Here is a 14,287-nt window from a genome sequence, read left to right on the forward strand (position 1 = left end):
ATTCCTCGAATTCAAATTAAATTTTTGTAGGATAATTTCTCAGTGTATTAATTTACTTTCTTTTGCTTTTTTTACAAAATTATCGCTAACTCGGTTGATTGGCCGTTTTAGAAAAATTCCTATGAGGAAGAACAATAGCGCAAAAAGGCATAAAATCAACATATCCTTCTGAACAATATCCCATAAAATTCCTCCTACCGCTTCTCTCATCAGGCTAATTGAATAGGTAAAGGGTAAAAAGGGATTTAATTTTTGAAAAAAGGTTGGAGTAACTTGAATAGGAAAAGTTCCACCAGACCCAGAAATTTGTAAAACTAATAATACAATTCCAATTGACTTTCCAATATTACCAAATACGGAAACCAATGTATATACCATTGTGATAAAAACAGCACTATTCCATAACCCAAAAAGGATAAACCAAAGTTTTTCCAAAACAAATGCATGCAGAAAGTAAATATCTCCAATCGTTACTAGCAAAGACTGTAATAATCCTAAGGTTAAAAATGTCAAATAGCGCCCAAAAAATATTTGATAGCTTTTTATATGCAGGTCTTCAACATCTACAGTTAGGAGCGATATTAATAGCATTGCCCCAACCCATAAAGATAATGTCGTAAAAAATGGGGACATGGCAGATCCATAATTAGGAATATGATACAGCTGTCTTTCTTTTAATAAAACTGGTTCCTTAAAAAAATTACTCTCCTTTTGAACATCATGCTTCAATAATTGAATAATGTCGTGAATATTTTCCTTTTTTTCGAAATCACGTATTCGATTTGCAATTTTTTTAATTTGTGTTTCTGCTCCAGGGAGTTCCCTTTTTAGCCTTGTAACTTCGTTTATACCCATTACAGCTCCTTTGGAAGCATCATTTAAAAGCTTTTTTATAGTTGGAAGATCTTTATTTGCTTGATTCAATATTTGACCTGCATTATTTACACTTGTCTTAGCAATGTCTATGGAATGCTGTACTTTTGGGACGATAATGGAATCATAATTTGTTACTAATCGATTCAATGTATTAGAAGCAGTACTTGATAATCCGTTTATACGATCGATGACATCTTTAGAGATTTGTTGCCCTCTGTCAATATCATTTGAGACTACCTTTAAAAGATTTATCTCTTGTTGAAATTGATTCATTACAGCTGCGATTTGCTGACTAATTGGCATCATTTCCTGTCTTCCGCTGATACCATCCAATTGTTTTAATGTATTATTTAAAGTATCGGTTATGTTCACACCGGATTGTAAACTCATGATGGCCTTTTCAATTTCAGCTTTTGACGCTGTATTATTCTGAATATGTGAGACTATTCCTTGAGATGTACTGGCTATTTCACTAAGCAAAATCAAATTTTCCTTAGTAGCAGGTTCTATTTTGTTTAAAACAGCTTCACCCTTAGATAAAAAATTGGAGAGTTGGCTAGTAAGTTCCATTCCATTTTTCGTTATTTCTTGCACTTTCGGAAGACTTCCCTGAGCATTCCTTACGATATCGCGAGCTTTTGTTGCATCATTTAAAGCTATATTGACATATCTGTTGATTTTCGGAATATCTGCTTCTATTTTAAAAATGAGTTCTTTAACTCTTTCAATTGCAGGTAAATCTCTTTCCAATTCAATCCCAATTTCACGGAATATGGAAAAGATGGTTTCACTGGCAGTTTTTACAAAGTTTTTACTAATTTGATCCACGACTCCACTTGCACCAGAAGAGGTGATTTTCGGAGCAACAGCATTGATTTTTTCATTTACTGTATACACAATGACAGGTTTCTTTGGATTTGCGTTTAAAATAGAAGTTATTTTCTCGGAAAAATCTTTTGGTATTGTAATGCTGGCATAGTATTTCCCATGTTTCACCCCATCAAGCGCGTCATCCTCGCTTACAAACTGCCACCCTAATTTTTTGTTTTGGTGAAGGGATTGGACGACTTCATTGCCTACATTAATGCGCTTCCCTTTCATAACGGTTCCTTGATCCAGATTGGAAACTGCAACGGCAATTCCTCTCGTATTTCCATAAGGATTCCAAGAAGCTTTAATGTTGAACCATGCATACAGGGATGGCAAGACAATTAGGGCTAACATAATCACTAATGCAACCCAGTTTGTTATAATATTCTTCATATCTCTTGCATAAATGCGCAAAATAGTACCCATCTTTTCCCCACCTGAGCTCTCCTTATTTCTTTTCAGCATCATAATTGCTCTCTATGTAAAGGTTCTCCAAATGGGAATATTTTATTTATTGACCTTGCCCATTGGTATACGGATTTCGTAGCACTTGCGAGATGAAGGAAACACAGCAAGGTAAATCATGGAGAAGGTGAATCCACTAGCAGATATGCTGCTTGCACTAGACAATGACCAACTAAATCAAAGTGAAGCACAACTTCTTATACGATAAAAAAGCCTTGAGTACTTTATTCGGTACTCAAGGCTTTCTTCCATTATTGTAATTCCTTATCTAAAAACGCATAAAAGTCTACCCATTCATCAATTAGTTTGGATGTTGGCTTTCCTAAACCATGACCAGCCTTCGATTCGATACGTAGGAGAATGGTAGATCCTTTATCTGCTTTCTCCAGCAATGTAGCGGCAAACTTTTTCGCATGGGCAGGTACTACCCTGTCATCACTTTCCGCTGTTGCAATTAATATAGGCGGATATTTTTGCCCTTCTTTCACATTATGAAGTGGAGAATAAGCATACATAAATGGGAAATGTTCCGGATTTTCAGCATTTCCATACTCCGGTATCCAGTATCGGCCAATCGTGAACTTATGATAACGAAGCATATCAATTACCGGTACACGGCAAAGCACTGCGCCAAACAGATCCGGTCTTTGCACCATACATGCTGCTACTAAGAGTCCGCCATTTGAACCACCCATGATGGAAAGTTTTTCCTTGCTTGTATAACCACTCTTAATTAGCCACTCACCAGCCGCAATAAAATCATCAAAGACATTTTGTTTATTTTCCAACATCCCTGCTTTATGCCACTCTTCTCCATACTCGGTTCCTCCGCGGAGGTTTGCAACAGCATAGACACCGCCTTTTTCCAACCAACGTAAAACAGCTGGGTTGAAAGATGGAGTCATACTAATATTGAATCCGCCGTAACCGTATAAAATCACAGGGTTTTGCCTATTAAGTTCGATTTCCTTATGGTGAGTCAGGAACATAGGGACTTTTGTGCCGTCTTTTGATGTATAAAAAATTTGCTTTGTTTCATAAGCGGATATGTCCATTTCTAATTGGGATTCCGCAAAGGTTTCCAGCTGATTTTCAGAAACATTGTAATGATAAACGGTTGTTGGACTTAAAAATGATGTCATTCCAAAATAAATTTGATCATCTTCGCTGCTTCCTGTTATGTTTGTTAATGAACCAATCATTGGATTAGCTATTTCATTTTCATACGTCCCATCCATTTTATAAACATGAAGTTGATGATGGGCATCATGAAGGGTTGCAACCACAAATCGATCTTTTACATATTTGACAACATCGATTACATCCTGTTGTTCCGGTAAAACTTCCGTCCAATTTTCCGGATCGGGATTATCCACATCAACCGCGATAATTCTGCCATTTGGCGCTTTTAAATTTGTTTTAAAATAAAAGGTTGTGCCGATATTCGTGATGTACGAATACTCCGCATCTTGTTTATCTAATAAACGTGTAAAACCATCATTTGAATCTAACTTTTTCAAGTAAAAACGATTTTCCGTTGCTGTTCCAAGATTCACATGGAGGCATAAGTATTGTTCATCATCACTTATAAATGCACTGAACATTAATTCCTTCTCTTCCGGCTGCTCGTGGATTAATTGATCTTCACTTTGACCAGTCCCTAGTTTATGGAAATATACTTTATTATAGTTGCTCTCGTCTTCCTTGCTTACCGAACCAGGCGCCGGGAAACGACTGTAATAAAAACCTGAAGTGTCAGGTGCCCAAGAAATCCCAGTAAATTTAACATGTTGGATATGATCAGTCAGTTTTTCACCGCTATTAATATCAATTACATGAAGCTCCTGCCAATCACTTCCATGAGTGGAAGTTGCATATGCAATATAATGTCCATCCTTGCTGAAGGAGTAATTGGTCATTGCAACGGTTCCATCTTCACTTAGCGTATTCGGATCAATAAGAACAGACTCCTTTTCGCCTTCCTTCATATATAAAACAGCTTGATTTTGCAGACCGTCATTTTTTTGATAAAAAAGGCGGTTCTTTACTTTTTTCGGAACGAAATATTTTGGATAATTAAATAGCTCTGTTAATCTTTCTCTATCCTTTTCACGTGTACCGATTTGTTCAAAATAGGCATCAGCTTGCTCCGACATCCATTTTCCCCAATCTATCGTATCTTGTGAGGTTGGATCTTCCAGCCACCGATATGGATCGGGAACCTTCGTGCCATGAAAATCCTCCACAATATCACTTTTTTTAATGGTTAACATCCTCATTCCCCCTGAACCTTTTATGACTATCTTTCTCTATACTTCGCCGTTCGAAATAAAAATCCCTTTTAAAAAACGGAAAGATTCAATTATTTCCAAAAAAAAAGAAGATTGCTAAAGAATCTTCTTACTAAACATCCTGACCTAAATTCGATTGGACAAGGATTTTTTCATAGTTTCTATCCTTTTCTTTCGATAGTAATGTACCTATGAATCCTCCTATAAATCCAAGAGGAATCGAAACAATTCCTGGTGAGGCAAGTGGGAATATTGGTTTTCCTACGAAAATAGCATGTCCGCTTGGATCCCAAACATTTGGACTTAAGAGAACGAAAATAATCGTTGAAAATAATCCCACAATCATACTTGTTATCGCCCCTGCGGTATTAAATCTTCTCCAGTAAATAGTTAGTAGAATAACAGGAAGATTAGCACTGGCAGCAAGGGTTAACGCTAATGATCCAAGAAAGGCAACATTTAAATTTTGTACAAATAAAGAGATAATAATCGCAATAACAGGTACGAGAATGGAAGCAATCCGCGCAGCTTTCAATTGCTGCTTCTCACTTGCTTTGCCTTGCTTCAAGATCCCATTATAAAAGTCATGTGCAAATGCGGAGGCACCCGATAATACAATTCCGGCAACGACTGCCAAGATGGTCGCAAATGCAACTGCAGCAATAAAGGCGAATAAGAAATCCCCTCCAAGAATTCGGGCCAATGCTGGTGCAGCCATATTACCGGCGGGATTTTCAGCAATGATTTTATCCGTTCCAATTAGTGCCGCCGCACCAAACCCCAGAAAAATAGCCATAACATAAAATATGCTAATCACCCATGTAGCAACAGTCACAGATTTTCGGGCTGTCTTCGCATCTTTAACCGTGAAAAAGCGTATCAACACATGTGGCAAACCTGCTGTACCAAGCAATAATCCAAAGTTCAGAGATATGGCGTCGAGACCATTTTTATTTTTAATTCCCGGCTCTAAATATTTTTCTCCAAATGGAGTAGCGCTTTTTACTTTTTCAAAGATATCGATGATATTAAAATGAAATTTGCTTAAAACAAGAATAAAAAGAACGAATGTACCGCCTAATAATAAAAATGCTTTTGTGATTTGTACCCAGCTTGTTGCGGTCATCCCTCCAAACAGAACGTAGACCGTCATGAGTACTCCAACGATAATTAGGGATGGTACATAAGGTATCCCAATGAGCATTTTAATCAGAACCCCTGCTCCGACTAATTGAGCGACCATGTAAAAGACAGAAATGGTTACAGTATTAAGTGCCGCAAATCCACGTACTTTATTGGCTTTAAAACGGGCCGTAATCATATCTGCCAACGTGTATTTTCCTAAGTTTCTAAGAGGTTCCGCCACTAAATACATAACAACCAGGTAAGAAAGTAATGCACCTAGCAATAGATATAATCCGTCAAATCCAGTTAATGCAATTCCACCTACAATTCCAAGGAAAGAAGAGGCAGACATAAAGTCACCGGAAATAGCAACCCCATTTTGCCAGCCCTTCAATTCCCCTCCGGCTGTATAAAATTGATTTGTATTTTTGGTTAATTTGGCTGCGAAATAGGTAATAACAAGGGTAGCAACAACGATTACCAGAAATAGACTAATGACTGTATAGTTCATACCTTTGCCTCCTTGACAGCCAATTCTTTATTTGCCCCCTCTTTAATTGTTTCACTTAATCGATCAAATGAATTCGCTTTTTTTGTATAGAGGACACAGAAGAGCCAGGTCATGACGAATAGCATAAAGGCCCAAAACCAAGCCCATGTAATAGGACCGACAATAGAGTGATTAAGAATAGTTGAATAGGAAGTCAAAACGGGCAGGGCCATAAATAGAATAAAAATGGTGAGAGTAGATGTAAGAATGAATTTCTTTTTTTTCGATAAAAGTTGTTGAAAGCCCGGCATTTGAGCTATTTTTTCATATTTCTCTTCATCCCTCATAGTCCGAATCACTTCTTTCGTAATAAGTTTCGATACATCCATTTACAATGTTATAAAGAGTCTTTAGACTTTTGATTTCAAAACGCCTTTACAAATTAACTAGATTTCTATATTTCCCTTCAAAAAACGTAAGTGGATCGCCATCTTTAACAACAATGTCTAAAACCTCGCCAATATATAAAGTGTGATCGCCTGCTTGGTGTGTTGCATGGACATTGCAAGTAATATTCGCGATTGAACCTGGAACTACTGGGATATCCTGCATCCAATCAAAATCAATCATTCGCTGCTCCTTCAATTGTCCTGCAAAGTACATGGACATATCCTGCTGGTCTTTTGTGAGTATACTAATACCAAATTTTCCAGATTCCTTAATTCGCTGATTCATATTTGCCTTTTCTCCAATCGAGATTAAAACAAGCTTTGGGTTAAGAGAAACAGACATAAAGGCATTTGCAGTCATGCCATGTACTTGATTATTCACTGAAGTAGTAATAATCGTAACCCCCGTTGCAAATTTCCCCATCGCATTGCGAAATGTACGATCATCCATTATGTGGGCCTCCTTTAATGCACTCATGTTCCGTTACCTCCTAAATCGATTATGAATATTATTATGTTTATAGGTTCCCGCTTCACTGAATTCAATTAGTTCCATAGATAGAGCAAGATAACGCTTTTCAAACAAATCTTGAAAATGATCTTTTATTACAGCAAATAATGCATCACAAACTTGTTTTTTGATCTCTTCGGATCTACCGGCACCAATTTTTAACGTTCCATGAACAAATGCATCATTTTCCTTACCATCCGCCACTCTATAATCCTGCAATTCAATTGCTCTTGACCGGATGCCTCCAATAGGAAAAATAGGTTGATAGGAAATTAAAACATTATTGATTTTTTCAAGCAGCAGCGGAATATTGGCATCTGGTTTTAGATTGTCGGTATATTCAAGAATGAAATGCGGCATGATTCCCTTCCTTTCTGGGACAAGGTTTGTCTTTTTTGGTTTGGCGGAATTATTTCCTGTTTTGGCGGAATTATCGCTCGTTTTGGCGGAATTAGCTACAAGATCCGCTAGAGTTATCCGGTTTTTCTATCATTTTTTTGTTAGCGGTTATCTATTTCTTAATTCCCTTTCCGAAATTCCGGGCAAAGTGGCTATTTATGGATTATAAAGGACTTGGCGCTTCCTTTTTCCTACCACTTTGGCCTTTTGACCCCATATTATGGACAGGTTATTGAACTACCTACAAGCAGGGACGAGGGACCTATCCCACTCCCCACACTCAATCTACAATAGTGTTCACTAAGCGGCCAATTCCTTCGATTTCGGTAATTACTTCAGCCCCTACAGCTGTATCGAATGATCCTTTTGGTGTTCCCGTTAAAATGATGTCGTCTGCGTTTAATGTCATGAAGCTGCTTAAATATTCGATTAAAACTGGGATGCTAAAAATCATATCCTTTGTATTGCCTTCTTGTGTCAGCTCTCCATTTACATACGTTTTCAACGTTAAATTCATCGGGTCCTCAACATCTTCTGCATCTACTAGCCAGGGACCAATCGGTGTGCAGGTATCGCGATTTTTCACCCTTAAATTAGGTCGGTAATAGTTCTCTAAATAATCCCGAATGGCATAGTCATTTGCAATGGTATAGCCGCTGACGTATTCATAGGCATTGTCAGCCTTGACCTTTTTCGCCATTTTTCCTATAACTACAGCAAGCTCACATTCATAATGCATATAGGTTGCATCTGCAGGTCTTATTGTTTGCCCATTATGCCCGATGAAGGTGTTTGGTCCTTTCAGAAAAACAAGCGGTTCCGACGGTGTCTGAAAAGAAAGTTCAGAAGCATGATCGGCATAATTCAGACCGAGAGCAAATACGGTTTTAGGTTCAACAGGCGGTAGCCACATAACCTCCTCTTCCCGGACGGTTTTCCCATTGTCGAGTAGGAGGCGCCCGTCTTGATCAACAGCGTGGTGAATGGACCCGCTGTATACGACTCGAGCCCTTTTCATAATCTCACCCCCGCGACCAATTCCTTTTCATCCACAACTACATTTTCCAAACTTCCAATTCCTTCAATTTCAATGCGAACGCGATCTCCAGCCTTGGCTTTCGGCGGATTCTCTGGTACACCAACCAGCAAGACATCCCCTTTTGACAGAGTCATAAATTCCGTCACTTCTGCAATCAATTTTGAGACAGATCTTATTAAATTTGCAGTTGTATTCTCTTGTTTAAGTTCATCGTTGATAAAAACTTTAATACGAAGAGAATCGGGATTTATTCCTTCCTTAACGACAATCCATGGGCCAACCGGACAAAATCCGTCTCTTGCTTTATGTTTGACTGCGGGACGATAAAAACTTTCATGCGGAATAGTAACGTCGTTCACAATGGTATAGCCTTCCACATATTCTAATGCTTTTGATTCACTGACGTGTGTCGCTGAACGCCCAATGACGATTCCCAAAGCAGCTCCTATTTCAAGTTCCTTAGAATCTAGCGGTAACGGAATGGGCATCCCATACCCTGTAATGGTATTGATAGGCTTTATATAAAGGATGGGAGCTTCCGGCGGTTTGTTATAGGGGGCATCGTGAACCGAATCCCCCATTTGCTCCAATGCTCCTTTATAATTTAGTAAAGTGCCATAAATGGTTCCTGATACTGGAGCATCCCATAGAAGTTTGCCAATTTCATAGGTTTCACTATTATAATGGAGAGTATTTTCCCTTACTTCCCCATCATGGAAAAGCTGAGAGCCTTGAAATTTAAATGTAACCTTTGGCATAGAGTCACTCCTTATTAAATAATAATCGTCGGCTTTTTCTTTTCTAATTTCGGCTCTTTCGTTTCGACTTTTTTTCCTGTATGAACATCCAACACAACGGAAGCTTCATTGAACCAACAGTCTGGTGCGGCATGGCCCCAAAATGTTTGGCGCATCGGATCATCCAAATCCCAGCGAATTGGCTTGAAATCTGGATCACTTGTTAAATAATCACCGTTATACAGTTCGATGCGATGACCGTCCGGGTCACGTAAATACAAGAAAAAGGCATTGGATAATCCATGGCGGCCAGGCCCTCGCTCAATGCTTGCACCGTAACCGAGGGAAGCTAAAACATCGCATGTGTTAATGACACTCATTGGATCGCTTAGCCAGAAACCAACATGATGCAACCGCGGGCCAACGCCGTTCATAAAGGCAACATCATGGACGGTTGGTTTACGGTGAAGCCATGCAGCCCATATTTGTTCATCATTGGAGGTAGTATATTCAGAGCAGGCAAATCCTAATTCATTGATATAGAAGTGATATGCCTTCTCAACATCTTCCACAGCACAGTTAAAATGATCAATTCGTTGGACACGAGCTCCCTTATATAAATCATAGCGCTGCAGCAATCTGTCTACCGTCTCCATCTCTGCGAAAAACTCAAGCGGCAAACCAGAAATATCTTGAACACGCAGAGTTCGCCCCATTGCTTTTTGCGTACCTATTTCCATCCATTTCGTTTGAGAGCCCTTTTCGGAAAAAAACGCGGATAATGCATCAAGATCTGCCTCCGATTGAACCTTATAGCTTATAACCTCTACGCTCGGTTCTTCCGCCTTTTGCAGTACAAGACTATGGTGGCAATGCTCCTCGAGTCCTCTTAAATAAATATGATTTTCATCACTGGCAGTTTCGACAAAACCAAGTGCATTTATATAAAACCTTCGGGACTCCTCTAAATTGGTTACATTGAAAACGGCTCTGGCGGCACGAATAATATTAAAATTCATTTCTCCAATCCTCCTCATACAAAGCTAGGCTTACTAGTGTTTACCTTCCCTAAAAACTCGCGAATGATCTCTTTATAGGAATCTTTCTCATAAGAATCAAAGTAAGCCATCCCCATGCGAATTGGATCACCGAAGAAATAATATTCATAATGCATTTGACGGCTTCCAAAGGCGCTCATCGTCATATCCCATGCTAATCGGAACAGTTGGACGCGTTCATAGCCTTCGAGATTTTTCCCCTGAAGTCCACGATGAATGATCGCACCAATGTCCTCATTTCGGAAGTCTGCTTCGGTTGGGATTCCCATTAATCCGGATGCACCTAAAACACGTAAAATTTCCACAAGGCGAGGATACACACGAGGATACCAGTTTCTTGCCGTGTCTAAAGCAACATAATCCGGTGTCATCGTCCCCCATTTGTCCAGCTTGGCATTATGCTCTGCCCTGTATAAGTGGCTGCGCATCGTTTCAAGGGTCATCATTATTTCGGCACCTTTATCCTGAACATGCTGGAATTGATCAATTCCAATAGCATCCATTACACTTAATGCTAAACCAAGCAGGAATTCCGTTTTGACAATATTTTTCGCCAGGACTTGATGAGCCATATGAACAACGGCATTTGTTTCCCGGAACGTGCGATTACAGATGGATGAATTACCGCAAACAAATACCCTTTCCCACGGAACAAAAACATTTTCAAACGAAACAATTGCATCTCCCTCTTCAAATCTGGAGGAAAGTGGATGATCCCACTCACTTTTGCCATAATCAAACGATTCACGGCTGATGAATTTTAAACCTGGAGTATTGTTTGGAATCGCAAATGCGATGGAATAAGGATCATCTAACTCACCGGATTTTTTCACCGTGGATGGAAAGACAAGAATTTCATCCGTAATACCTCCTTGTGTAGCAAGAAGACGGATTCCGTCGACAATGATTCCCTCTTTCTTTTTCTCTACAAGATGCAATGCCACATTGGCATCCTTCTGTTCATGCTGGGCTTTAGCTCGATTCACCTGAGGATGGATTAATGTATGAGTTAAGCTAATATCATTCTCTCTGGCATACTCATAATATTTTTTTGCATTTTCTGCGAACATTGGGTCTGCTTCAGCAAATAATTCATTGGACACACCCATCGCCATTACTTCGGCATTGAGATAATCCGGGGAACGACCCATTAAACCGCCGGATGTTCGTGCCCATTCTGTGATGGCTTCTCTTCGTGCAATTAAATCATCAATCGTTTTTGGCTGCAGGAAAGTCATCCCAACCTTATTGCCAGTGGTTGGAGACGAATATAGCATTTTCTCTGGCTTTTCATATTGAAGATCATATAATTTAGCCATCGATTGAATTACATTTTTGAAGGCCGGATGCTCTGTTACATCGCTTACTCGCTCTCCATGTATATACACATTGTTATTTGCTTTCTTTAACCGTTCGATATATTCTTTTCCTGTTTTAGCTGGCATATTTTATCCCCCTTTATTATTAAGACCGCTACGATGTAGTTCACCCTAATTTACGCCTTTGGTTTCCCAAATTGCGGAATATGATGTTCTGTTAATGCGACATGAATAACCTGTACTTCAGTATAAAAATCGAAAGCGTAATGTCCGCCTTCGCGCCCTATTCCGCTTGCTTTTGTTCCGCCAAATGGAATGCGGAGGTCCCGAACATTTTGCGAATTAATCCATATCATTCCAGAGTCGATTCCTTGAGCCACCCTGTGTCCGCGCATGATATCCTTCGTCCATACATAGCCTGCAAGCCCGTATTTTACATCATTGGCAAGCTCGATGACTTCCTCTTCTGTTTTAAATTTCATAACAGTCATTACCGGTCCGAAGATTTCCTCTTGGGCCACTCTCATATGATTTTCAACATTTAAAAGCAATGTCGGCGGAACAAAATTTCCTTTATGAAATTCTTCCGGTATTACACCGGAATACACTTCAGCACCCTCTTGCACTGCAATTTCCAAATATCGTTTCACATTGTTAAAATGCTCGACATGAATTAATGGGCCGACCTCTGTATCTTTATGTAGCGGATCCCCAATGACGATATTGGAAATGCGTTCCTTTAAGGCAGAAACGAATTTATCGTAGATGGATTCATGTAAAAATAGTCTTGAGTTTGCTGTACATCTTTCCCCATTAAAGGAGAAGATTCCCCATGTACTAGCATCAAGCGCTCTTTCAAAATCTGCGTCCTCGAAAACAATAATCGGTGATTTTCCGCCTAATTCAGCCGAAACACGTTTCAAGGAATCAGCGCCATTTTTAATAATTTCCGACCCTGTTGTGGTTTCTCCTGTAAAAGAGATCAGTTTGACGTCCGGATGTGCAACTAATGATGCTCCCGCTGTTTCTCCAAATCCGTGTACTACATTGAACACACCTTTTGGAAGCTCTGCCTTATCAATGATTTCCGCTAATCGGTTCGCTGTCAGCGGCGACCATTCTCCTGGCTTTAATATAACTGTATTTCCCGTTGCCAAAGCGGGGGCAATCTTCCATGTTTCAAGCATAAACGGTGCATTCCAAGGAGTAATTAATCCAGCAACACCAATAGGCTTTCGGATTGTATAATTTAAAAACTCCCCATCCACTTGGTATGCTTCACCAACCATACGACTCGCAACCATCTCCGCATAAAAACGAAAGTTTTGTGCGGAACGTGCTACCATGTTTTTCGTTTGGCTAATGGGAAGCCCTGTATCTAGTGATTCCAGTGGAGCGATTTCTTCGATATGTTCATCAATTAAATCTGCAATTCTATGAATATATTTAAGCCTTTCGCTGACTTTCATATTGCCCCATTCGCCTTTGAACGCAGTGTATGCGGCTTCCACCGCCGCTTCGATATCCTCCTTGTCTCCTTCTGCAACTCTGTTTATCACTTCATTCGTAAACGGATTAAGATTTTCAAATGTCTTTCCTGAATGGGCGTCCACAAATTGTCCATTGATATAGAGCTTTACGTCTTGTATTTTCTCCATTCCAAACCCTCCTGCTATTTTGAAGCGATCTCATCATGTAATTCGACATAGTGTGATAAAACCGAACGAATTTCTTTTTGTAAGTCATCTGATGGTAAATCCATTGGCAAGCGCAAAACCGGTTTGATTTTCCCCATCATTCCTAATGCAGCCTTTAATGGAGCAGGATTCGTATCTTTAAAAAGCACGTCATTTAATTCCATTAGTTCATAATGGAGTTCCTGAGCTCGTTTCACATCCCCTTCTGCCCAAGCGTTATAAATTTCCGCTACTTTGTCTGGTGTAATGTTAGCTGTTGCACTAATATGGCCAGCTCCACCAATCGCAAGCATTGGAAAGCATAACAATTCAATACCGGAATAAAGCAGAAAATCTCTTCCGCATTTAAGCAATACACGATTCACATGTTCAAAGTCTTTATTGGATTCCTTCACACCAATGATATTAGGACAATCCTTCGCTAGTCTTGCCAATGTATCGACATGTAAATTGGTTGCCGTTCTTCCTGGAATGTTATACACAATAATTGGGATATCCACTGAGTCAGCTACTGCTTTGAAATGTTTGTATAAGGCATGTTGTGAAGGTTTATTGTAATATGGCACGATGACAAGTGCCGCGTCTGCCCCGAGTTCCTGAGCCTTTTTCGTGAGGTATAAGGTTTCTTGATGATTGGTGGAGCCTGTTCCGGGAACGAAAGGAACCCTGCCATTTATTGCTTTTGCCGCAGTCTCCATGACTTTTACACGCTCTTCTACCGTTAATGAGCTTGGTTCCCCCGTTGTTCCAGTAACGGAAATCCCATGTGTTCCACTTTCTATATGCCAGTGAATCAGTTTTTCAAAGGTCGGATAATCAATCGAAAAATCTTCGTTGAATGGGGTTATTATTGGGGCTATCGATCCTCGCAATTTTTGTTTTGCTTCTTCGTAACGATTCATATTCCTCCACTCCTCAAAAGTTGGTTAAATTGAAAAAATCATTTTTGAAAACCCTTACA

The 14,287-nt window shown here is 39.6% G+C and carries 12 protein-coding genes; all 12 read right to left on the reverse strand.

All coding sequences use genetic code 11. The annotated features are described in order from the left end of the window. Positions 1-39 precede the first annotated feature (39 nt). Positions 40-2,172, reverse strand: a complete 2,133-nt coding sequence (locus AN964_RS17815; RefSeq protein ID WP_055740979.1) for a YhgE/Pip domain-containing protein — start codon at positions 2,170-2,172, stop codon at positions 40-42. A gap of 290 nt (positions 2,173-2,462) precedes the next feature. Continuing rightward, complete coding sequence (locus AN964_RS17820) at positions 2,463-4,484, reverse strand: prolyl oligopeptidase family serine peptidase (protein ID WP_083489399.1); 2,022 nt, start codon at positions 4,482-4,484, stop codon at positions 2,463-2,465. Positions 4,485-4,614: 130 nt separating this feature from the next. Further along, positions 4,615-6,138, reverse strand: coding sequence for a solute symporter family protein (locus AN964_RS17825; protein ID WP_055740981.1), 1,524 nt, complete (start codon positions 6,136-6,138; stop codon positions 4,615-4,617). Continuing rightward, positions 6,135-6,464 carry a DUF485 domain-containing protein gene (locus AN964_RS17830; RefSeq protein ID WP_055740982.1) on the reverse strand — a complete coding sequence of 110 codons (330 nt, stop codon included), beginning with the start codon at positions 6,462-6,464 and terminating at the stop codon, positions 6,135-6,137. Before AN964_RS17830 ends, AN964_RS17825 begins: the two co-directional genes overlap by 4 nt. Positions 6,465-6,552: 88 nt before the next feature. Next, positions 6,553-7,017 (reverse strand): flavin reductase family protein, encoded by a 465-nt coding sequence (locus AN964_RS17835; protein WP_055741285.1) that lies wholly within the window; start codon positions 7,015-7,017, stop codon positions 6,553-6,555. A gap of 33 nt (positions 7,018-7,050) precedes the next feature. Next, a complete protein-coding gene (locus AN964_RS17840; RefSeq protein ID WP_055740983.1) occupies positions 7,051-7,437 on the reverse strand; it encodes a 5-carboxymethyl-2-hydroxymuconate Delta-isomerase in 387 nt (128 codons plus the stop codon). Positions 7,438-7,756: 319 nt separating this feature from the next. Continuing rightward, a complete protein-coding gene (locus AN964_RS17850) occupies positions 7,757-8,494 on the reverse strand; it encodes a fumarylacetoacetate hydrolase family protein (protein WP_055740985.1) in 738 nt (245 codons plus the stop codon). Then, the gene (locus AN964_RS17855) at positions 8,491-9,273 is read right to left on the reverse strand and encodes a fumarylacetoacetate hydrolase family protein (RefSeq protein ID WP_055740986.1); all 783 of its coding nucleotides are present in this window, start codon (positions 9,271-9,273) and stop codon (positions 8,491-8,493) included. Before AN964_RS17855 ends, AN964_RS17850 begins: the two co-directional genes overlap by 4 nt. A 14-nt stretch (positions 9,274-9,287) precedes the next feature. Next, positions 9,288-10,271 (reverse strand): 3,4-dihydroxyphenylacetate 2,3-dioxygenase, encoded by a 984-nt coding sequence (hpaD, locus tag AN964_RS17860; RefSeq protein WP_055740987.1) that lies wholly within the window; start codon positions 10,269-10,271, stop codon positions 9,288-9,290. Positions 10,272-10,285: 14 nt separating this feature from the next. Next, positions 10,286-11,755 (reverse strand): 4-hydroxyphenylacetate 3-monooxygenase, oxygenase component, encoded by a 1,470-nt coding sequence (gene hpaB, locus AN964_RS17865; RefSeq protein ID WP_055740988.1) that lies wholly within the window; start codon positions 11,753-11,755, stop codon positions 10,286-10,288. 50 nt (positions 11,756-11,805) lie between these two features. Beyond that, the gene (gene hpaE / locus AN964_RS17870) at positions 11,806-13,287 is read right to left on the reverse strand and encodes a 5-carboxymethyl-2-hydroxymuconate semialdehyde dehydrogenase (protein ID WP_055740989.1); all 1,482 of its coding nucleotides are present in this window, start codon (positions 13,285-13,287) and stop codon (positions 11,806-11,808) included. Between the two features lie 14 nt (positions 13,288-13,301). Next, complete coding sequence (gene hpaI, locus AN964_RS17875) at positions 13,302-14,228, reverse strand: 2,4-dihydroxyhept-2-ene-1,7-dioic acid aldolase (protein ID WP_055740990.1); 927 nt, start codon at positions 14,226-14,228, stop codon at positions 13,302-13,304. Positions 14,229-14,287 lie beyond the last annotated feature (59 nt).

It is taken from the genome of Heyndrickxia shackletonii, assembly GCF_001420715.1.
GTDB lineage: Bacteria > Bacillota > Bacilli > Bacillales > Bacillaceae_C > Margalitia > Margalitia shackletonii.